General features: G+C 63.2%; 6 protein-coding genes (1 of these 6 cut by a window edge). 4 read left to right on the top strand and 2 right to left on the bottom strand.

Annotated features, from left to right (window positions below; all coding sequences use genetic code 11):
• The 4 genes from IF189_RS11405 to IF189_RS11420 form a co-directional block, all read left to right on the top strand.
• A protein-coding gene (locus IF189_RS11405) for a non-ribosomal peptide synthetase (RefSeq protein WP_192553308.1) crosses the window boundary here: on the top strand, positions 1-252 show its 3' portion. It extends 16017 nt beyond the left edge of the window; the window shows 252 of its 16269 coding nt (coding positions 16018-16269); the start codon falls outside the window, past its left edge; it ends in the stop codon at positions 250-252.
• Entirely contained in the window at positions 249-14897 is a 14649-nt protein-coding gene (locus IF189_RS11410; RefSeq protein WP_192553309.1) for a non-ribosomal peptide synthetase, read from the top strand. Before IF189_RS11405 ends, IF189_RS11410 begins: the two co-directional genes overlap by 4 nt.
• Before the next feature lie 66 nt (positions 14898-14963).
• A complete protein-coding gene (macA, locus tag IF189_RS11415; protein ID WP_192553310.1) occupies positions 14964-16112 on the top strand; it encodes a macrolide transporter subunit MacA in 1149 nt (382 codons plus the stop codon).
• Between the two features lie 2 nt (positions 16113-16114).
• Positions 16115-18073, top strand: a complete 1959-nt coding sequence (locus IF189_RS11420; RefSeq protein WP_134827237.1) for a MacB family efflux pump subunit — start codon at positions 16115-16117, stop codon at positions 18071-18073.
• Between the two features lie 63 nt (positions 18074-18136).
• Here IF189_RS11420 and IF189_RS11425 read toward each other — a convergent pair whose 3' ends face one another.
• On the bottom strand, positions 18137-18910 hold the full coding sequence (locus IF189_RS11425) for a helix-turn-helix transcriptional regulator (protein ID WP_192553311.1): 774 nt from the start codon (positions 18908-18910) through the stop codon (positions 18137-18139).
• A gap of 924 nt (positions 18911-19834) precedes the next feature.
• Positions 19835-21067: a glycolate oxidase subunit GlcF gene (gene glcF / locus IF189_RS11430; protein WP_134827235.1), complete on the bottom strand. Its 1233-nt coding sequence runs from the start codon at positions 21065-21067 to the stop codon at positions 19835-19837.
• Positions 21068-21069 lie beyond the last annotated feature (2 nt).

Consider the following 21069-nt stretch of genomic DNA (forward strand, 5'->3'; position numbering starts at 1 on the left):
ACTCGCGAATATGAAGCCCCGGTCGGCGAGGTGGAAATCCTGCTGGCCGGACTCTGGGCCGAACTGCTCAACGTGGAACGGGTAGGGCGCCACGACAACTTTTTTGAACTGGGCGGGCACTCATTGCTGGCGGTCAGTCTGATCGGCCGGTTACGTCAGGAAGGCATGGAAGCCGAGGTCAGGGCGTTGTTCGAACAACCGACCCTGGCCGGATACGCCGCAATTACGGAAAGAATGGAGATCGTCCTGTGAACGTGATCGAACTGTTGGCAACACTTAAAGCGAAAGACATCCAGTTGGCGGTCACCGACGACCAGTTGCGCGTTCAGGGCAACAAACAGGCGCTGAGCGATCCGGCGGTGCTGGCGCTGTTGCGCGAGCACAAACCGGCGCTGATCGAGCTGATCAAGGCCGGGCAATATTCAGCGACCAAGAGCGGTCAGGTCGACGTGCCGGCCAATGGCATTGCACCCGGCGCCACGCGCATCACACCGGCGATGCTGACCCTGGCCGAACTCGATCAGGCGACCATCGACCGTCTGGTGGACGACGTGCCGGGCGGCGCGGCCAACGTGCAAGACATCTACCCGCTGGCGCCGTTGCAGGAAGGCATTCTTTACCACCATGTCAGCGCAACGCAGGGTGATCCGTATGTGATGCAGGCGCATTTCGCCTTTGCCGATCGCGGGCGTTTGAACGCGTTCGTTGAGGCCTTGCAGGCCGTCATTGATCGCCACGACATCCTCCGTACGGCGGTGGTCTGGGAGGGGCTGGATACGCCGCAGCAAGTGGTCTGGCGGGAGGCCGGATTGCCGGTGGAAGAGATCGATGCCGAAGGCGATGCGCTGGCGTATTTACACGAACGTTTCGATGCCCGGGAATTCCGCATGGATGTAACCCGGGCGCCGATGATGCGCCTGGCCCATGCCTGGGATGAAGCCGGGCAGCGGGTGGTCGCGACTTTGCTGTTTCACCACATGGCGCTGGATCACTCGGCGCTCGACGTGGTGCGTCACGAGATGCGTGCGTTCCTCACGGGGCAGGGCAATCTGCTGGGGCGGCCGGTCGCGTTTCGGGATTACGTGGCGCAGGCACGGCTGGGTGTCAGCGAAACCGAGCACGAATCGTTCTTCCGCGACATGCTCGGTGACATCGACGAGCCGACCTTGCCGTTCGGTTTGCAGGATGTGCAGGGTGACGGCCACGGCATCACTGAACTGAGTGTGCCGGTTGAACCGGCCTTGGGCCAACGCCTGCGGGGGCAGGCGCGGCAGCTCGGGGTGAGTGCGGCCAGTCTGTTCCACCTGGCCTGGGCGCAGGTGCTGGCCACGCTTGCCGGCAAGCAACGCGTGGTGTTCGGCACGGTGCTGATGGGCCGTCTGCAAGGTGCCGAGGCTACCGACCGGGCGCTGGGCATTTTCATCAACACCTTGCCGGTGCGAGTAGACGTCAATGCTCAGAGCGTGCGCAGCGCCGTGCAGGCGACCCACGCACGCCTGACCACCTTGATGCGCCATGAACACGCGCCGCTGGCGCTGGCCCAGCGCTGCAGCAGCGTGGCCGCACCGACGCCGCTGTTCAGCGCCTTGCTCAATTATCGCCACAGCCATGGCGCCGCTTCGGCCAGCGCACAAACCCTGTCGGCATGGGAAGGCATCACTACCCTGCACTCGGAAGAACGCACCAACTATCCGCTGACCCTGAGTATCGACGACCTGGGCGACGCCTTCAGCCTGACCTTGCTCGCCACCACTGAAGTCGATCCGCAACGGGTATGCGATTACATGCTCGGCGCCCTGAACGGTCTGGTGTCTGCGCTGGAACAGGCGCCGGATTCACCGGTCAGCCAGGTGCCGATCCTCCCGGACACGGAGCGCGAGCAGATCCTGCGCGGCTTCAACGCCACCCGGGCCGATTATCCGCAAGGGCTGACGATTCATCAGCGTTTCGAGGCGCAAGTCATCGAACGACCGGAAGCGGTGGCGGCGGTGTTCCTCGGTGAGCAAGTGACCTACGCCGAGCTGAACCTGCACGCCAACGCACTGGCCCATCATCTGATCAGCCTGGGTGTTCGCCCTGATGATCGCGTGGCCATCGTCGCCCGCCGCGGGCTCGATACACTGGCGGGGCTGCTGGCGATTCTCAAGGCCGGGGCCGGTTATGTGCCGGTTGACCCGGCGCATCCGCCCGAACGCCTGAGCTACCTGCTCAGCGACAGTGCCCCTGCGGTGGTACTGACCCAGAGTGATCTGCGTGACCGGTTGCCGACGCTCGATGTCCCGGTGATCGACCTCGACCGCCGCACCTGGCCATTGAGCCTGGCCCTCGATCCGCAGGTGCCGGGCCTGACCACCGGGCATCTGGCCTACGTGATCTACACCTCGGGCTCCACCGGTCTGCCCAAGGGCGTGATGGTCGAACACCGCACCCTGTCCAACCTCGTCGACTGGCATTGCGGCGCGTTCGACCTGTGCGCCGGCCGCCACACCTCAAGCCTTGCCGGGTTCGGCTTCGACGCCATGGCCTGGGAAGTCTGGCCGGCCCTGTGTGCCGGCGCGACGCTGCACCTGGCCCCGACCCGCGACGGCAACGAAGACATCGACGCCTTGCTCGACTGGTGGCGCGCGCAACCGCTGGATGTGAGCTTCCTGCCGACCCCGGTGGCCGAATACGCCTTCAGTCAGAACCTCGAACACCCGACCTTGCGCACACTGCTGATCGGCGGGGATCGCCTGCGGCAGTTCAGCCGTCACCGGCATTTCGATGTGATCAACAATTACGGCCCGACCGAAACCACGGTGGTGGCGACCTCGGGCAAGGTCGAAGCCGGGCAGGCGTTGCACATCGGTCGGCCGGTGAGCAATGCCACGGTGTATCTGCTGGATGAGCAGCAACGTCCGGTGCCCATCGGCGTAGCGGGGGAGTTGTATGTCGGGGGCGCCGGGGTTGCCCGGGGTTATCTGAATCGTCCGGACCTGACGGCCGAGCGCTTTCTCGACGATCCGTTCAACGGCGGGCGCATGTACCGCACCGGTGACCTGGCGCGCTGGCAGGACGACGGCACCCTCGAATACCTGGGACGCAACGACGATCAGGTGAAGATTCGCGGCGTGCGCATCGAACTGGGCGAGATTGAAACCCGTCTCAACCAGCTCCCCGGCATTCAGGAAGCGGTGTTGCTGGCCCGTGAAGACGAACCCGGCCAGCCACGTCTGGTGGCCTATTACACCGAGCAGGCTCAGGTCGAACCGCAACCGGTGGCCGAGCTGCGTGCTTGCCTGCTGGCGCAGTTGCCAGAGTACATGGTGCCAGCGGCCTTCGTGCGACTGGACGCATTGCCGCTGACCGCCAACGGCAAGGTCGACCGCAAGGCCTTGCCGGCGCCGGATCGCGCGGCGTTGTTCACTCGCCAATACGAAGCACCGCACGGCGAGCTGGAAATCGCGCTGGCGCGGATCTGGGGCGAAGTGCTGCAGGTCGGGCAGGTCGGGCGCCGGGATCACTTCTTCGAGCTGGGTGGCCACTCGTTGCTGGCGATGCGCATGGTGTCCCAGGTGCGCCAACGTCTGGGCGTCGAGCTGGCGCTCAGTGAACTGTTTGCCAATGCCGAACTGGCCGCGGTCGCCGAAGTGCTGGCCCAGGCCGGACGCAGCTCGCAGCCGGCCATGTTGCCGGTGCCACGGGACGGCGCGCTGCCGCTGTCGTTCGCCCAGCAGCGGCTGTGGTTCCTGGCGCGGATGGAAGGGGTCAACACCGCCTACAACATCCCGCTGGGCCTGCGGTTGCGCGGTCATCTCGACGAGGCGGCGCTGCAACGGTCATTGGCGCGAATCATCGACCGCCACGAAACCCTGCGCAGCCGTTTTGTCCCGCACGACGAAGACGTGCAGGTGATGATTGCGCCGGTCGACAGCGGCGTGCTGCTGCGAGTCGAGGATCTGCGTCAGCATCCACACGCCGACGAAGCCATGCAGGCGTTGATCCGTGAACAGGCTTCGACCCCGTTCGACTTGCAGCACGATCCGTTGATTCGCGGATGTCTGCTGCGGCTGGCTGATGATCACCATGTGTTGCTGTTGACCCTGCACCACATCATTTCCGATGGCTGGTCGATGGGCGTGCTGACCCGTGAACTGATGGCGCTGTATCAAGCGTTCAGCCAGGGTGAGGCCGATCCGCTGCCGCCACTGGCGCTGCAATATGCCGACTACGCGATCTGGCAACGCCGCTGGTTGAGCGGCGAAGTGCTGCAGCGGCAGAGCGATTACTGGCAGCAGAATCTGGCTGGGGCCCCGACCTTGCTGGTGCTGCCGACCGACCGTCCGCGTCCGGCGCAGCAGGATTACACTGGCAACAGCGTCGAGTTCCGGTTGGACGAACCACTGAGCGCCGGCCTCAAGGCACTCAGCCAGCACCACGGCGTGACGATGTACATGACGATGGTGAGCGCCTGGGCGTTGTTGCTCAGTCGCTTGTCCGGCCAGTCGGACGTTGTGATCGGCTCGCCGGTTGCCAACCGTGGTCGCGCGGAAGTCGAAGGGCTGATCGGCCTGTTCATCAATACCCTAGCTTTGCGCATCGATACGTCCGGCGGGCTCAGCGTCGAGGCGCTGCTGGCCCGGGTGAAGTCGCTGACATTGCAGGCCCAGGCCCATCAGGACCTGCCGTTCGAGCAGGTGGTGGAAGTCACCCGGCCGGCGCGCAGCCTGTCCCACAGTCCGTTGTTCCAGACCACCCTGAGCTGGGAAAGCAGCTCAGGGCCGGCGCTGGAACTGGGGGAGATGGTGCTGGAAAGCGTGGGCGGTCCGGCGCGGTTTTCCAAGTTCGACCTGTCGCTGACGTTGGGCGAAACCCGCGACGGCATTCGCGGCGTGCTGGAATACGCCACGGCGTTGTTCGATGAATCGACGATCCAGCGTTATGTCGGCTACTTCAAGCAGTTGCTGCACGCGATGGTCGCCAACGATCAGGCGCAGCTGGAACAGCTCGAGATGGTTCAGGCCCACGAGCGTGAACAGTTGCTGGTTGCGTTCAACGACACGCACGCGGAGTTTGTAACTGGGCTGACCATTGCGCAGCGATTCGAAGCGCAAGTGATCGAGCGGCCCGCAGCGGTCGCGGCGGTCTGTCAGGGGCAGGCGTTGACCTTTGCCGAGCTGAACCGGCAGGCCAACACCTTGGCTCATCACCTGATCGGGCTGGGCGTTCGTCCTGATGATCGCGTGGCCATCGTCGCCCGACGCGGGCTGGATACGCTGGTGGGGCTGGTGGCCATTCTCAAGGCCGGGGCCGGTTATGTGCCGGTGGATCCGGCGCACCCGGCGGAGCGTCTGAACTATCTGCTGAGCGACAGTGCGCCGATGGCGGTGCTCTGTCTGAGTGATTTGCGTGAACGACTGCCGGCGCTGGACGTGCCGGTGATCGACCTCGATTTGCAGGCCTGGCCGGACACCGAGACAGACAATCCGCAGGTGCCGGGCCTGACCAGCGAACACCTGGCTTACGTCATCTATACCTCGGGCTCCACCGGTTTGCCCAAGGGCGTGATGGTCGAACACCACACCTTGAGCAACCTCGTCGACTGGCACTGCAAGGCATTCGATCTGTGCGCCGGTCGCCACACGTCGAGCCTCGCCGGATTCGGTTTCGACGCCATGGCCTGGGAAGTCTGGCCGGCCCTGTGCACCGGCGCGACCCTACATCTGGCGCCGGCCCGCGACGGTAGCGAAGACGTGGACGCCTTGCTCGACTGGTGGCGCGCGCAACCGCTGGACGTGAGCTTCCTGCCGACTCCGGTGGCCGAATACGCGTTCAGCCAGAACCTCGCACACCCGACCCTGCGCACACTGCTGATCGGCGGCGACCGTCTGCGTCAGTTCAATCGTCAGCAGTCGTTCGATGTGGTCAATAACTACGGCCCGACCGAGGCCACGGTGGTGGCCACCTCGGGCATCGTCGAGGCGGGGCAGGCGCTGCACATCGGTAAACCGATCGCCAACGCGACGGTGTACCTGCTCGATGAACAGCAGCGCCCGGTGCCGGTTGGCGTGGCCGGAGAGCTGTATGTGGGTGGCGCCGGTGTGGCTCGGGGTTACCTGAATCGTCCGGATTTGACTGAAGAGCGCTTCCTGCGCGACCCGTTCAACCACGGCCGGATGTATCGCACCGGCGATCTGGCGCGCTGGCGCGCCGACGGCTCCATCGAGTACCTGGGGCGCAACGACGATCAAGTGAAAATCCGTGGCGTGCGCGTCGAGCTGGGGGAAATCGAAACTCGCCTGAACCAGTTGCCGGGTATCCAGGAGGCTGTGCTGGTGGCCCGTGAAGACGAACCCGGGCAGGTGCGATTGGTGGCGTATTTCACTGAACAGATGCAGGGCGAAGCGCTGGCGGTGTCCGACCTGAGGGCGCATCTGCTCGGTCAACTGCCGGAATACATGGTGCCGGCGGCCTTCGTCAGACTCGACGCGCTGCCGCTGACCGCCAACGGCAAGGTCGACCGCAAGGCTTTGCCGGCGCCGGATCGCAGCGCCTTGTTCACCCGCGACTATCAGGCACCGCAAGGTGAACTGGAAACCACCCTGGCGCAGATCTGGGCCGAGGTGCTGCAGGTCGAGCAGGTCGGACGTCAGGATCATTTCTTTGAACTGGGCGGCCACTCGTTGCTGGCGATGCGCATGCTGTCTCAGGTTCGCCAGCGGCTGGGGGTGGAACTGACCCTCGCCGAGCTGTTCGCCAATGCCGAGCTCGCCGCTGTGGCCGAGGTGCTGGCCCAGGCCGGACGCTGCACGCAACCGGCGATCATGCCGGCGCCGCGTGACGGCACGCTGCCGTTGTCGTTTGCCCAGCAACGGTTGTGGTTCATGGCGCAACTGGAAGGCGCCAACACCGCCTACAACATTCCCCTCGGCCTGCGCCTGCGCGGTCGCCTCGACGAAGCGGCCCTGCAACGGGCATTGGCGCGGATCGTCGAACGTCACGAAACCCTGCGCAGCCGCTTCGCCCAGTTCAACGATGAAGCCCAGGTGCTGATCGCGCCGCCCGACAGCGCTGTGCTGCTGCGGGTCGAAGACTTGCGCCGGCACCCGCAGGCCGATGACGCCTTGCTCGCGCTGATTCAGGGTGAAGCCTCGGGGCCGTTCGATTTGCAGGATGATCCGCTGATTCGCGGGCGTCTGGTGCGACTGGCCGATGATCATCATGTGTTGTTGCTGACCCTGCACCACATCGTCTCCGATGGCTGGTCGATGGGCGTGTTGACCCGCGAGCTGATGGCGCTGTACCAGGCGTTCAGCCACGGCGAGGCCGATCCGCTGCCGCCACTGGCGTTGCAGTACAGCGACTACGCCGTGTGGCAGCGTCGCTGGTTGAGCGGCGAAGTCTTGCAGCGACAGAGCGACTACTGGCAGCAGACCCTGGCCGGTGCGCCGGCCTTGCTGATGCTGCCGACCGATCGTCCACGTCCGGTTTTGCAGGATTACGCTGGCAGCAGTGTCGACATCCGGTTGGATGAGCGTTTGAGCGCAGGCCTCAAGGCGCTGTGCCAACGCCACGGCGTGACGCCGTACATGGCGGTGATGAGCGCCTGGGCGATGTTGCTCGGTCGCTTGTCCGGGCAGTCGGATGTAGTGATCGGCTCGCCGGTCGCCAACCGTAACCGGGCGGAAATCGAAGGGTTGATCGGGTTGTTCGTCAACACGCTGGCCGTGCGCATCGACACTTCGGGCGCGCTCACCGTCGAGGCGTTGCTCGCCCGGGTCAAGGCCCGCACCCTTGAGGCGCAGGCCCATCAGGATCTGCCGTTCGAACAAGTGGTGGAAATCACCCGGCCGGTGCGCAGCCTGTCCCACAGCCCGTTGTTCCAGACACTGTTGAGCTGGGACAGCGGCAGCGGTGCGACCCTGGCTCTTGGTGACCTGACACTGGAAGGCGTGGCAGAGCCGAGTCACTTTGCCAAGTTCGACCTGTCGCTGACGTTGGGCGAGACCCAGGGCGTGATCCGGGGCTCACTGGAATACGCCACGGCGCTGTTCGATGAATCGACGATCCAGCGTTACGCCGGTTACTTGCAGCAGCTGTTGCAGGCCATGGTCGGCAATGATCAGGCGTTGCTGGAGCAGGTCGATGTGCTGGCGGAGGATGAGCGTCGGCATCTGCTGCACGGCTTCAATGCCACTGACGTTGATTACAATCTTCAGCAAAGCATTCACGGTCTGTTCGAGGCGCAGGTCTTGCGGTCGCCGCAGGCTGTGGCGGTGCTTTCCGGTGAGCAGCGACTGAGCTATGCCGAGCTGAATGCTCGGGCCAATCGCTTGGCCCATCACTTGCGCGATTTGGGTGTTGGCCCGGATGCACGAGTGGGGATCTGCGTCGAGCGCGGGCTGGAGATGGTGGTCGGGCTGCTGGCGATTCTGAAGGCCGGCGGCGGTTATGTGCCGCTGGATCCGGCGTATCCGCTGGAACGGCTGGCCTACATGCTGGAGGACAGCGCGCCGTCGGCGGTGCTGGTGCAGGGTTCGACCCGCTCGTTGCTGGGTGAAGTCGCGGTGCCGGTGGTCGATCTGGATCACGACACTTGGCAAGCGTTGTCGGCCGATAACTTGTCGGTCGATGGACTGACCCCACAACACACGGCTTACGTGATCTACACCTCCGGCTCCACCGGGCAGCCGAAAGGTGTGATCAACGAGCATTCCGGAGTGGTCAACCGACTGCTGTGGATGCAGGACGCCTATCGCCTGACGGCTGAAGATTCAGTGCTGCAGAAAACCCCGTTCAGCTTCGACGTGTCGGTGTGGGAATTCTTCTGGCCACTGATGACTGGCGCCCGCTTGGTCATGGCCCGTCCCGGCGGTCACAAGGATCCGCTGTACCTCAGCGAAGTAATCGAACGCGAACGCATCACCACATTGCACTTCGTGCCGTCGATGCTCGACGTGTTCCTGGCCCATGGCGACAGCGCACGTTGCCACGGTTTGCGCCAGGTGATGTGCAGCGGTGAAGCGTTGCCGGGCAGTCTGGTGCGGCGCTTCAAGCAGCAATTGCCGGGCAGCGGATTGCATAACCTCTACGGCCCGACCGAAGCGGCCGTGGACGTTACCGCGTGGGATTGCTCTGGTCCGCTGGAGCAAACGCCTGACAACACACCGATCGGCAAACCGATCGCCAACACCCGCATGTACATCCTCGACGCCCAGCAACAACCGGTGCCGCAAGGTGTGGTCGGCGAGTTGTACATCGGCGGCGTGCAGGTTGCTCGCGGTTACCTGAACCGCCCTGAACTCAGCGCCGAGCGTTTCCTCAAGGATCCATTCCAGCCAAGCGGACGCATGTACCGCACCGGCGACGTCGCCCGCTATCTCGCCGACGGCAACATCGAATACCTGGGCCGTAACGACGATCAGGTGAAGATCCGTGGCCTGCGCATCGAACTCGGGGAAATCCAGTCACGCCTGACCGACATCGGCGGCGTGCAGGAAGCGGCGGTGCTGGCTCGCGAGGATGTGCCGGGGGACAAACGTCTGGTGGCCTATTACACCGGCGTCCGACTGGAAATCGACGTGCTGCGCGGTCACCTGCTGGAGCACCTGCCGGATTACATGGTGCCGGCGGTGTTCGTGCACCTCGATGCGCTGCCGCTGAGTCCGAACGGCAAGCTCGACCGCAAGGCCTTGCCGGTGCCGGATCAGGCTTCGGTCATCACTCGCGAGTACGAAGCGCCGGTCGGCGAGGTGGAAATCCTGCTGGCCGGACTCTGGGCCGAACTGCTCAACGTGGAGCGGGTAGGGCGCCACGACAACTTCTTCGAGCTGGGCGGACATTCGCTGATGGCAGTCAATCTGGTGGCGCGGATGCGCCATGTCGGGCTGACGGCCGATGTGCGTGTGCTGTTCAGCCAGCCGACGCTCGCCGCTCTGGCCGCTACGGTCGGCGATGAGACGGAGGCCGAAATCCCGGCCAACCGGATTGCGCCGGACTGCAAACACATCACCCCTGACATGCTGCCACTGGTTGCACTGGATCAGCCCGCCATCGACCGCATCGTCGCCAGCATCCCCGGTGGCGCCGCGAACGTGCAGGACATTTACCCGCTGGCGCCGTTGCAGGCCGGCATCCTGTTCCATCACTTGTCGGCACCTCAGGGCGATCCGTATGTGTTGCAGGCGCAGTTCGCGTTTGCCGATGAATCCCGTCTGCGGGTGTTCGCCGAAGCCTTGCAGGCCGTGATCGAGCGCCACGACATCCTGCGCACGTCGCTGTTCTGGGACGGGCTGGAAGAACCGGTGCAAGTGGTCTGGCGTCAGGCGTCGCTGGTGTGTGAAACGGTGGAGCTGGACGAGAGTGAAACGGATGCATTGAGCCAGTTGCGCAGCCGGTTCGATACCCGGCACTACCGCATGGCCGTCACTCAGGCGCCGCTGATGCGCGTAGTGCACAGCTGGGACGCGGTCAATCGGCGCGTAGTGGCGCTGCTGCTGTTCCATCATCTGGTCATGGACCACATTGCGCTGGAGGTGCTGCGCCACGAGATGCAGTCGGTCCTGCTCGGCCAGGTGCGGCAGCTGGCCGAACCGGTGCCGTATCGCACCTATGTCGCCCGCACTCGCTCGGGGCTGAGCGAGGAGGAGCATGAGACGTTCTTCCGTGAAATGCTCGGCGATATCGACGAGCCGACCCTGCCGTATGGCCAGGGCAATGTCGCCGACGGTGGCAACGGGCATGCGCAGCGTCTGCTGAACACCGCGTTGAGTCAGCGGGTCAGGGCCAAGGCCAGGCGTCTGGGCATCAGCGCCGCCAGCCTGATGCACCTGGCCTGGGCCAGCGTGCTGGGGCAATTGTCGGGGCGTGAAAACGTGGTGTTCGGCACCGTGATGCTCGGCCGCTTGCACGGTGGTGAAGGTGCCGAACGGGCGCTGGGCGTGTTCATCAACACGCTGCCGCTGCGCATCGATCTGGACGGGCAAACGGTGAAAGAAGCCGCGTTGGCGACCCATCAGCGCTTGAACCGCTTGCTGCATCACGAACACGCGCCGCTGGCGCTGGTGCAACGCTGCAGCACCATGGCGCCGGGTGTGCCGCTGTTCAATGCCTTGTTCAATTACCGTCACAGTGGTGGCGGGGGCACGCCGTCCGACGAAGTCGTGGCGGCATGGCAGGGCATGCAGTTGCTCGATGCCGAAGAACACAGCAACTATCGCCTGAGCCTGAGCGTCGATGACCTGGGCGAAGACTTCAGCCTGACCGCGTTGACCATGGCCGGGATCGACGCCGGTCGGATCTGCGACTACATGGATCTTGCGGTCGAGAGCCTGTTGCAGGCGCTGGAGCGCACGCCGCAACTGGCCATCGACCAGTTGTCGATCCTGCCGCGGGATGAGCGGCGGCAATTGCTGGTCGAGTTCAACGCCACGCAGCGGGACTACCCGGCGACGTTGACGGTTCATCGTCTGTTCGAACAGCAGGTGACGAAGCATGCGCAAGCGGTGGCGGTGGTGCATGGCCGCGCGGCGTTGACTTATGAAGAGTTGAATCAACGGGCCAATCTCCTGGCCCATTACTTGATCGGACATGGCGTGCAACCGGGCGACCATGTGGCGATCCTGTTGCCGCGTTCGCTGGATCTGCTGGTCGCACAACTGGCCATCGGCAAATGTGCGGCGGCTTATGTGCCGCTGGACATCAATGCGCCGGCTGAACGTCAGGCGTTCATGGTTGAGGATTGCGGGGCGAAAGCGCTGCTGACCTTGAGCACTGAAACGACTGATTACGCTGTGCGCCGGATTGATCTGGATTTGCTGTCGTTGGACGCACAACCGGTTCACAACCCGGATTTGCCGCAGTCTTCCGAGTCCCTGGCCTACATCATGTACACCTCCGGTTCCACCGGCACACCGAAGGGTGTGATGGTGCCGCACCGGGCGATTGGCCGGTTGGTGATCAACAACGGCTATGCGGATTTCAACCCGCAGGATCGTGTGGCGTTCGCTTCCAACCCGGCGTTCGACGCCAGCACCATGGACGTCTGGGGGCCGCTGCTCAATGGCGGTCGAGTGGTAGTCATCGATCACGCGACCTTGCTTGATCCGCAAGCCTTCGGACGCGAACTGGCCAACACCGGTGCCACGATACTGTTTGTCACCACCGCGCTGTTCAACCAGTACGTGCAGTTGATCCCCGAAGCCCTCAAAGGCTTGCGCATCGTGCTGTGCGGTGGCGAACGTGCCGATCCGGCCGCGTTCCGCCGCTTGCTGGCCGAGGCGCCGGACCTGCGCATCGTCCACTGCTACGGCCCGACCGAAACCACCACTTACGCCACGACGTTCGAAGTGCGCGAAGTGGCAGAGGATGCCGACAGCGTGCCGATTGGCGGTCCGATTTCCAACACCCAGGTCTACGTGCTCGACGCCCGTCAGCAACCGGTGCCGATGGGTGTAACCGGCGAGCTGTACATCGGCGGCCAGGGCGTGGCGCTGGGCTATTTGAATCGCCCGGACCTGACCGCCGAAAAATTCCTGCAAGACCCGTTCGGCGATCAACCGGGCGCGTTGCTGTACCGCACCGGCGACCTCGCACGCTGGCTCGCACCGGGGCAACTGGAATGCATCGGCCGCAACGACGATCAGGTGAAAATCCGTGGTTTCCGTATCGAACTGGGGGAAATCGAAAACCGCCTGCTGAACTGCGAAGGGGTCAGGGAAGCCATCGTGCTGGCCCGTCAGGACGGCCAGGAACCGCTGCGTCTGGTGGCGTATTTCACAGCCGATGAGGGCGTCGACAGCACTGCTTTACGCAGCCAATTGCAGGCACGCCTGCCGGAATACATGGTGCCCTCGGCCTGGGTGCAGCTCGATGCGTTGCCGCTGAACAACAACGGCAAGGTGGATCGCAAGGCGTTGCCGGTCCCGGCGCAGGACGCGCTGCTCAGCCGCGCCTATGAGGCCCCGGCCAATCCGCTGGAAGAGACTTTGGCTCAGTTGTGGGCCGAGGTGTTGCAGGTCGAGCAGGTGGGTCGTCACGACAACTTCTTCGAACTGGGCGGGCACTCGTTGCTGGCGATTCGTCTGGTCAACCTGATGCAACAGAACGGCCTGGAGGTGACGCTGGCCGAGCTGTTCCAGCACGCCAGCATCGAGTCGCTCGGCACGTTGCTCAGCCAGCGTACTGGCGCAGAACAACAGGATGACGGGCTGGTCTTGGTGCGGGCCGGTGGGGCAGGCTCGCCGCTGTTCCTGATGCATGAGTTCAGCGGGATGGACGCGTACTTCCCGGCGCTGGGCTTGCACATCGAGGGAGATTTCCCGATCTACGGCCTGCCGGGCATCCCGTTCGGCCAGGCATCGCTGCGCACCATGGAATGCCTGGCGGCGCGCATGGTGGAGATCATCCGTACGGTGCAGCCGCACGGGCCTTATCGTCTGGCCGGCTGGTCGTTCGGCGGGGTGCTGGCTTATGAAGTGGCGATGCAGTTGCTCGGCATGGATGAGACGGTGGCGTTCGTCGGCCTGATCGATAGTTTCGTGCCGCGCCTGACCGATCAGGGCAAGGCGCGCTGGAGCGACGAGCATGCGCACAAGCGCCAGTTGCTGCAGCACTGCACGATGTACCGGGCCTCTCTTGGTGACGCGGGGCAAGCCGCACTGGCGCATCTGGCGCTGTTGCAGACCGAACTGGAACAGATCGACTTCCAGCCGCTGGTGCAACGCTGCCGGGACGAGCAATTGCTGCATCCGGAGATGGCCGCCGCCGCGCCGCAAGACCTCTGGCATTACCTCGACCGCGAGGTCGCCCACGGGCATGCGCTGGCGCATTACCGAATCAATCCATTGGGCTTGCCGCTTTACCTGTTCCGGGCGCAGGAGCATCCGACGGAGCTGTCTCGTCGTCACCCGACCCTGGGCTGGTCGGATGAAGTGCCGGCCACGCTGTTGCACTGCATCGATGTGCCGGGCGATCACCAGAGCATGATGCAGGCGCCGCATGTGCAGGTGCTTGGTCAGGCGCTCGGTCAGGCAGTTCAGGCCTCGGCAGTGATCGAATCCCGGGCGTATCAGCCGCTGTTGACGATCCAGACCGGTCACGCCGGGCACGCGCCGATTTTCTGTGTGCCGGGGGCCGGCGACAGTGTCACCGGGTTCATCCATCTGACCGAGGCGTTGGGGCCGGAGTGGCCGATTTACGGGCTGCAACCCCGGGGCCTCGACGGCGCCACCGTGCCGCACAGCCGGGTCGAGAGTGCCGCCACGTTTTACCTGCGGGCACTTGAGCAGTTGTATCCGCAAGGACCGGTGCATCTGATCGGGCACTCGTTCGGTGGCTGGGTGGCCTACGCCATGGCGGCGCAGTTGCAGGCGGCGGGGCGCGAGGTGGCGTCCCTGACCCTGATCGACAGCGAATCGCCGGGCGGCAACAGCGTCGTGGGCAAGCCTTACACCACGACGGCGGCGTTGTTGCGGCTGATCGAGTCGCTGCAACTGTCCAGCGGCAAGTCTTTGGGCATCGATGCACTGGCCTTCGCTGAGGCTGATGACGCTACGCAAATGCGCTTGCTGCATGACGGCATGGTGCATGCCGGCGTCCTGTCCGAACGCTCGTCAGCTGACGCGATGCAGGGCCCGGTGCGCACCTTCGCCACGGCGCTGCGCACGGTCTATCGACCGGCTCTGGCCTACACCGGGCCGGTGCGTCTGGCGCTGGTGGACGATCCGACACTGGACGCCTCGGGCAACCAGCGCGAACAGGCAGCGATGCTCGAAGGCTGGCAGCGCGAGGCCCGGGATCTGGCGGTGTGGTACGGCCCCGGCAACCACTTCACGATCCTCAAGGCGCCCAACGTCTTCAGTCTCGCGGCGTGGTGGCATGACGGGCTGACGGTGGCGGCGGGTCAAGTGTTGTCCTGATTGAAGTTTTTATCCTGGAACCCGGCCGCTGGCCGGGCTCAACCCTGAACGGAATTGTGGTCATTTATGGAACAGTCGAAGTTGCGCAAAGTCGGTCTGGGAATCGCGTTGACGCTGGTGGCCGGGTTGGTGCTCTACACGGTGCAGGCACCGGCCGAAGCACCGCAGTACCTGACCGCCACGGTTGAACGCGGTGACATTGAAAATGCGGTGCTGGCCACCGGATTGCTGGAAGGCATCAAGCAGGTGGACGTCGGTGCCCAGGTCTCGGGGCAGCTGAAGTCGCTGAAGGTCAAGGTCGGCGACAAGGTCAAGAAGGGCCAGTGGCTGGCGGAAATCGACCCGCTGGTGCTGCAGAACACCTTGCGTCAGGCGCAGGTCGACGAGGAAAACCTGCAGGCCCAGCGCCGGGCGACTCAGGCTCAGTTGCGCCAGACCAAGGCAATCTACGAGCGCTATCAGAATCTGCAGGAAGACGCCTCGATCTCGCGGCAGGATTTCGAAACCGCGCAATCCAACTACGAGGTGCAGCAGGCCAACCTGTTGTCGCTGGATGCGCAAATCAAGAGCGCGCATATCCAGATCGACACCGCCAAGGTCAATCTGGCCTACACGCGGATCGTCGCGCCCATCGACGGCGACGTGGTGGGTATCGTCACCCAGGAAGGCCAGACCGTGATCGCCAACCAACTGGCGCCGATCCTGCTGAAACTGGCGGACCTGGACACCATGACCGTCAAGGCTCAGGTGTCGGAGGCCGATGTCATTCATATCGCACCGGGGCAGGAGGTGTATTTCACCATTCTGGGTGAAGACAAGCGTTACTACGGCAAGCTGCGCGGCACTGACCCTGCGCCGCAGAACTTCCTTGAAGCGCCGCCTGCCGGCACGCCGAAACAGAACACGGCGGTGTTCTACAACGCGCTGTTCGAGGTGCCGAACCCGGATCATCGCCTGCGTATTTCCATGACGGCGCAGGTACGCGTGGTGCTCGACACCGCCAAGTCGGTGCTGACGATTCCGGTGGCGGCACTCGGTCCGCGCAACAACGACGGCAGCTTCCCGGTGCGGGTGCTGGACGCCAAGGGCCAGGCGCAGTCACGCAATGTGCAGACCGGGATCAACAACAACGTCAAGGTGCAGGTCAACGACGGTCTGGCCGAAGGCGACCGGGTGGTGATCGGTGATCCGGTGGCGAAAGTGGCAGGGGCATGAGCATGACCGAACCTCTGCTGCAACTGAGCGGCATCAGCCGCAGTTTCACCGCTGGCGACCGTGAATTTCTGGCGCTGAAGAATATCGACCTGACGATCCATGCCGGGGAAATGGTGGCGATCATCGGCGCTTCGGGCTCCGGCAAATCGACCCTGATGAACATCCTCGGCTGCCTCGACTACGCCACGGCCGGCAGCTACAAGATCAACGGCCGGGAAACCCGGGATCTGGACAATCAGGCGCTGGCGGAACTGCGTCGCGACTATTTCGGCTTCATCTTCCAGCGCTATCACTTGCTGCCGCATCTGAGCGCGATGCACAACGTCGAAATGCCGGCGATCTACGCCGGAACGCCAGAACCGCAGCGCCACGCCCGGGCCCGTGAGCTTTTGGCGCGCCTGGGGCTGGAAGGGCACCTGACGCACCGCCCCAGCCAGCTGTCGGGTGGCCAGCAGCAGCGGGTGAGTATCGCCCGGGCCTTGATGAACGGCGGTGAAGTGATCCTCGCCGACGAGCCCACCGGTGCCCTCGACACCACCAGCGGCAAGGAGGTGATGCGCATTCTGCTGGAGCTGCACGCCGCCGGGCACACGGTGATCCTGGTGACCCACGACCCCAAGGTCGCCGCCAACGCTGAACGCATCATCGAAGTCAGCGACGGCGAAATCCTCAGCGACCGCCGCAACGAGCGCGACACCACGGCACTGGCCAACGAAGACGCCGTGTCGCGTAAATCCAGTGCGGCACGACGTCTGGTGGCCAGCTTCGGCCTGTTCAAGGAAGCGTTCAACATGGCCTGGGTCGCGCTGATCTCCCATCGGATGCGCACCTTGCTGACCATGCTCGGGATCGTTATCGGTATCACCTCGGTGGTGTCGATCTCGGCCATCGGCGAGGGGGCCAAACGCTATGTACTCAAGGACATTCAGGCCATCGGCAGCAACACCATCGATATCTATTCCGGCACCAGTTTCGGCGACAGTCGCTCGGCGGCCATTGAAACCCTGGTGCCCGCCGACGTGACGGCACTCAATCAGCTCTACTACGTGGACAGCGCCACGCCGGTGGTCGGGCGCAATCTGTTGCTGCGTTACCGCAACATCGACCTCGATGCGCAGGTCAACGGCGTCAGCGATCTGTATTTCCAGGTGCGCGGTATCAAGATGGAGTCAGGCATCCCGTTCAGTGAAAGCGATGCCCGGCGTCAGGCGCAGGTGGTGGTGATCGATCACAACACCCGCCATCGTTTGTTCGGCGAGGGCGTCGATCCATTGGGGCAGGTGATCCTGATCGGCAATCTGCCGTGCACCGTGATCGGTGTGGCGGCGGAGAACAAGAACATCTTCTCGTCAAGCAAGTCGCTCAACGTCTGGGTGCCTTATGAAACCGCCGCCGGCCGGCTGTTGGGCCAGCGTTATCTGGACAGCATCAGTGTGCGGATCAAGGACGGTCAGCCGAGCAAGGTGGTGGAAGACAACGTCAACAAACTGATGCTGCAGCGCCACGGCACCAAGGACTTCTTCACCAACAACCTCGACAGTGTGATGCAGACCGTGCAGAAAACCAGCCGCTCACTGGCCTTGCTGCTGTCCCTGATTGCAGTGATTTCGCTGGTGGTGGGTGGTATCGGTGTGATGAACATCATGCTGGTGTCGGTCACTGAGCGTACCCGTGAGATCGGCATCCGCATGGCAGTCGGGGCGCGGCAGTCGGACATCCGCCAGCAGTTTCTGGTGGAGGCGGTGATGGTCTGCCTGCTCGGTGGCGCTATCGGTATTTCCCTGTCCTACGCCATCGGTCACCTGTTCTCGCTGTTCATCAAGGAATGGGAAATGGTGTTCTCGCTGACTTCAGTGCTGACTGCCGTGATTTGCTCGACCCTGATCGGCATCGTGTTCGGCTTTGTGCCGGCACGCAATGCGTCGCGGCTCGATCCGATCGAGGCGCTGGCCCGGGATTGATGAGGGCACGAAAAAACCGCCGTCCTTTGCAGGAGGGCGGTTTCATCAGAGGTGTGTGAGCCTTCAGGCGGCGTTCGAAGGGCCGCAGGCTGCCGAACAGTCCTTCGGCGAATACATCCAGCGCATCAGCGAGTGACGTCCGCTGATGCCCAGTTTGATGGCTGCGCGTTTGAGGTAGCTTTCCACGGTATTGACCTTAAGCTGCAACTGTTCGGCCAGTTCAGGCGCGGTGCGCCCGGCCAGCAGACCGACACACACTTCCATTTCGCGGTTCGACAGGCTCAGCCCCAATTGCTCCACCCGTTCGCAAAAGCGCAGGCGCAGGGTTTCCAGGCCCAGCAGGGTGGAATCCGATTGTTCCTGGGTTTGTCCTTGGGCGTCTGTGTTCGCCGGCTGCAAGGCGTTGATGTGTTTTTCCACCATCGGCAGCAGCACTGGGGAAATGTCCTGCAACAAGCTGCGCTCGTGAGCGGAGAAGCGTTTTGCCGGGCCGCAACGGTAGACCGAGATCACATAGCGATAGCCGTCCTTGCGCCGGGTCAGGTGCAATTGCGAGGCGTCGGTGACCGTCGAGGGTTCGGGAGTGGGCAAATCATTGGCACTCGGCAGGGTGCTCAGTTCGGAATACACCGTTTCAGCCGGCAGTGGCGCTTCCTTGATGCATTCGGGTTCGCCGCGCGGTTGCGTGCGTCCGACCGGTTCCACGCGCATCTGCCGGATATGCGTGGCGTCCACCGCCAGTTGGGTCAGGATCAAGTCATGCAGCATCCGTGGGAAATGTCGGCTGCCAGTGCTCGCGATGACCTTGCCAATGTGAGGAAACAGCTGTGAGTTCATGTCGTTCATCCATGAGTTGCAGTGTGGTACTCGTGTTCCTGAACCACCGGAAAACAGCTCCATGCCCGGCGACAGCGAATCAGGAAATTGGATCCTATCCTAGTACAACGTTTCAGCGACGGTTTAATGAAGGCGCTATTAGCTCATAACTGACGGTGAGGAGGATGTCGGGACGACAGATGTCAGAGAAATGCCTTACAGCTGAACAGGATCAATTTTATAAAAAATCCTACAAGTGACAGTTTTTAAGAACAAAAAAGCCCGTTTCAGCCGAAGCCAAAACGGGCTTTTCCCGCATCGACAACCGTTACTTCAGGTTGTCAAAGTGGTCTCGCAGGAACTCGTAAAAGCGAAACGCTTGAAACGATCTCCATACGAGGCTCAGCGTACGCAGCAAAAGCTTCATACGTTTTGGCCTCCAGGTCGGGGGCCAGACCTCCAGCGCACTTACCGGACCATGTTTGCCTTCGGACATGCACGTCAATGTTGTCCATGAGGCGGCCGGTTGAGATCCCTCCGAGCCATCTTCCGGCACGGGTGCAAAACCGTGTCGAAGGGCATGAAACCGTTATGGCTCCAGCCAAACCTCATGGACGCACTGACGAGTGAGCGTCGGCATATTAACCTGTCTTGTGACGTGATTCTGAGGGGCGTGGATAAAGCCTCAATGAGTTTTGTAATTCGTTGTTTCTGTCAGTATTCTCTCGGTCTGTTAAAACCTCGTCAGGGCTGACCTCGTCATGGCATGACGTCATTCAACACACTCAAAATAACGTTGCAACGAAAACCAAAGATTAATAGTATTCCCGCACGTCAGTGTTGTCCGTGAGACACCAGGCCCCAGCCGCAAACTGAGGCCTACCGAAAAACCGCCCCGCAAAGGTGGTTTTTTTTTCGCCCATCATTTGACTACCGCCAGCAATCCTATGCCTCGCTCACCAAGAGCAATGCAGCATCCACCAGCTCGATCCAGTGCCTGACCGGCGTGCGCCCCGCGCCGTCGAGGTGGGCCTGGCAGCCGATATTGGCGGTAGCGATGACATCCGGATGACCGCTTTCCAGTGCATTGAGTTTTTGGTCGCGCAATTGCCGGGCCAGCGCCGGTTGGGTTATCGAATAGGTGCCCGCCGAGCCGCAGCACAGATGGGCGTCCGGCACCGTCGTGAGGTTGAAGCCCAGTCGGGTCAGCACCGACTCCACCGCGCCGCCGAGTTTCTGTGCATGTTGCAAGGTGCAAGGGCAGTGGAAAGCCAGGCGCTGATCGGCATGAATTCCCAGGGACTCAAGCGGTTCTTCACGCAACACTTCCACCAGGTCCTTTGCCAGCGCACTCACTGTTTTCGCCTTCTCGGCATAGGCCGGGTCGGTGCACAGCAGGTGCCCATAATCCTTGATGAACGCACCACAGCCGCTGGCGGTCTGCACGATCGCTTCGGCGCCGTGCTCGATGGCCGGCCACCAGGCGTCGATGTTTTTGCGGGCCCGCTCAAGTCCTTTGGCCTGGGCATCGAGGTGATAGTCCACGGCGCCGCAGCAGCCGGCATTCAGCGCCGGAGTAATGCTGATCCCCAATCGATCCAGCACCCTTGCTGCCGCCGCGTTGGTGTTGGGCGACAGACCCGGTTGCACGCAGCCTTCGAGCATCAGCACCTTGCGGGCATGCCGCGCTACCGGACGGGGTGCGATTGCAGAGGTGCTGCGCGGCAGTTTTGCTTGCAAAGTCTCGGGCAACAGCGCGCGGAAGATCCGGCCAGCACCGAGCAGTCCCTTGAACAGAGAGGCATCGGGCGCCACTGCGCGCAAACCTCCGCGCAACAAGCGTTGGCCGATGGGGCGCGGTACGGCGGCATCCACCACGGCGCGGCCGATATCGAGCAGGTTGTGGTAATCCACCCCCGAGGGGCAGGTGGTTTCGCAATTGCGGCAGGACAGGCAACGATCCAGATGCAGTTGGGTTTTGCGGGTGACCTCGTTGCCTTCCAGCACTTGCTTGATCAGGTAGATGCGACCCCGTGGGCCGTCGAGTTCGTTGCCGAGCAACTGATAGGTCGGGCAGGTCGCGTTGCAGAAGCCGCAGTGCACGCAGGTGCGCAGGATGCTTTCGGCTTCTTCGGCGCGGGGCAGTTGTCGGGCCTTTTCGCTGAGAGTGGTTTGCATGG

The organism is Pseudomonas sp. IzPS59 (assembly GCF_014863505.1).
In the GTDB taxonomy this organism is placed as follows: Bacteria; Pseudomonadota; Gammaproteobacteria; order Pseudomonadales; family Pseudomonadaceae; genus Aquipseudomonas; species Aquipseudomonas kribbensis.